This is a genomic window from Candidatus Competibacter denitrificans Run_A_D11 (assembly GCF_001051235.1).
In the GTDB taxonomy this organism is placed as follows: domain Bacteria; phylum Pseudomonadota; class Gammaproteobacteria; order Competibacterales; family Competibacteraceae; genus Competibacter_A; species Competibacter_A denitrificans.
This window is the reverse complement of record NZ_CBTJ020000006.1, coordinates 1-2,016: the sequence shown is the minus strand read 5'-3', so window position 1 is coordinate 2,016 and position 2,016 is coordinate 1. Positions and strand designations below refer to the sequence as shown.

At 57.4% G+C, this 2,016-nt stretch carries 4 protein-coding genes; 1 reads left to right on the top strand and 3 read right to left on the bottom strand.

Features of this window, described 5'->3' with window-relative positions; all coding sequences use genetic code 11:
• Nucleotides 1–33 precede the first annotated feature (33 nt).
• A complete protein-coding gene (locus tag BN873_RS21285; RefSeq protein WP_171820396.1) occupies nucleotides 34–321 on the bottom strand; it encodes an IS1 family transposase in 288 nt (95 codons plus the stop codon).
• Nucleotides 216–731: an IS1 family transposase gene (locus tag BN873_RS19985; protein ID WP_139031622.1), complete on the bottom strand. Its 516-nt coding sequence runs from the start codon at nucleotides 729–731 to the stop codon at nucleotides 216–218. Before BN873_RS19985 ends, BN873_RS21285 begins: the two co-directional genes overlap by 106 nt.
• A 38-nt stretch (nucleotides 732–769) precedes the next feature.
• On the opposite strand from BN873_RS19985, the gene BN873_RS01625 reads away from it, so the two are divergent.
• On the top strand, nucleotides 770–1,399 hold the full coding sequence (locus tag BN873_RS01625; RefSeq protein WP_082161027.1) for a 3-hydroxybutyrate oligomer hydrolase family protein: 630 nt from the start codon (nucleotides 770–772) through the stop codon (nucleotides 1,397–1,399).
• Between the two features lie 226 nt (nucleotides 1,400–1,625).
• Here BN873_RS01625 and BN873_RS01620 read toward each other — a convergent pair.
• Nucleotides 1,626–2,016 (bottom strand): IS1 family transposase (locus BN873_RS01620; RefSeq protein ID WP_048670235.1); only part of this gene is annotated, 391 nt, incomplete at its 5' end.

The following is a 2,016-nucleotide window of genomic DNA, read 5'->3' as shown; positions in this document are numbered from 1 at the left end:
GCCATGGCCTCGACTTCATCCGCTCCATCGTCCTCAACTGGGCCGACCGCTGGCTTGATTTCCTCGGCCTGCTGAAATTTTTGTCCTGTACTTAGCGGTTTTAGAGACAACTTTGGTGCGGCGGCGGAAGCGGGCGAGGACGTGGCGGATGTTGCTGTTATCTTGTTCAATGGGGAAGGTGAGATGCTTACCAGTCGTCAATTGTGCAGCAGGAATCAAGCGATGGTAGCCGGGCCAGTCGTCGGTAATGAATCGCTTGCCCTGAAGACCGATCCGGTCAAGCAGCTTTTGGCAGGTGGCGTCATCACGGCCACCCAGCACCCAGGCCAGGGTTCGCCGACGGTCAGGGTCCTACGCACGCCAGACCCAAAGCTTGGCGGTTTTTTTTTGAGAAAATGCCACATCTCATCCAGCGTCACCACCACGGTTTCTCCTGCCACTTCCGGGATGGGCAGTTTCCGCGCCTCGGCGCGTACCCACTTCAATACCGCGACATCGCTGACGTGCAACAGGCGCGCAATCGAGCAGAAACTGACATTCCCCATCGCGTAGAGCAACAGCGCCAACGCCTTCATCGCCGCGGGCTTACCCCGTGGAGGTGTCGCCGTAAAATGGTAGCCACACTCCTTGCACCGATACCGTTGCAAACCCCGCACGCGACCGCTCTTGACCGACGCTTCGCTACCACACCGCTTGCAAGCACCGCTTTCCATCTCCAAACCTCGCTTCAAGTGAGCCTTTCTTCCTATAATATCAGTAACTATCTTAGATTAGGATTCTCATCGGCAAACGGGATACATTCGCGGCTTCCCCCTCGACGGGGCGGATCGACTATGCACTCGATGGCGCGCTTTGCCATCGCAATTTGGTGATCGGCGCCGATAGTGTGGAGGGTCGCCCGCTCACGACTGAAGACGCAGCTTATGCGCGACGCTTACAGCAGGGGATTGCGGAAGTCCAACTGAGCGCGCGGCTGCGCGGCAAACCGACGCTGATCGTGCATGGTCGTGCCGACGCACTTGTCCCCGTTAACCATGCATCCCGCGCCTATTACGGGGCAAATCGCCTCATCGAAGGAAATCGCCACCAGGCGGTATCCTACATTGAGGTCACCAATGCCCAGCACTTCGATGGGTTCCTGGCGTTTCCAGACTACGCGGCACGATACATACCCCTTCATGTTTATCTTATCCGCGCGCTTAACGCCATGTGCCAGCACCTCACGGCGGGCACCGCCCTACCACCAAGCCAGGTGGTGCGAACCGTGCCACGCGGCGCCAGCGGTTCGCCCTCTGCATCCAACCCCATCACCGCCACCAACGTGCCGCCAATAGCCGAAAATCCAGCTACGGGAGACCTGATTCGATTTGGGCAAAACACGCTCTACATTCCTGACTGACAATCGGCCGGATTAGATCGCTACGTCTCCAAGTGGGCTATGTCGCTTGGAGCGCTGCATCGTCAGTGTGCGATCCCGCCATTCATGGACAGTTTAATTTTATGGCTTATGTTATACGATGATTTGCCCAGTCTCTGGCGAACCAGCACCGGGATCAGATCGGCAAGTCCGCTCCGAAATCAATCAACTCCAGCTCGACTTTGCACCACTTCAGAGGAAGAGAGTCCTAACCAAAGATAGATAAGAAAGTGGCGGACAGGGCCGCGAAGGCGGCGGGGTGATCATGGAGATGATGGTAGAGGCGTAGGGAAAGATCCACCCTTTCTTCGGTTTTAGAGACGACTTTGGTGCGGCGGCGGAAGCGGGCGAGGACGTGGCGGATGTTGCTGTTATCTTGCTCAATGGGGAAGGTGAGGTGCTTACCAGTCGTCAATTGTGCGGCTGGAATCAAGCGATGGTAACCGGGCCAGTCGTCGGTAATGAATTGTTTGCCCTGGAGACCGACGCGGTCGAGTAGCTGTTGACAGGTGGCGTCATCACGGCCACTCAGCACCCAGGCCAGGGTTCGCCGACGGTCAGGGTCATACGCACGCCAGACCCAAAGCTTGGCGGTTTTT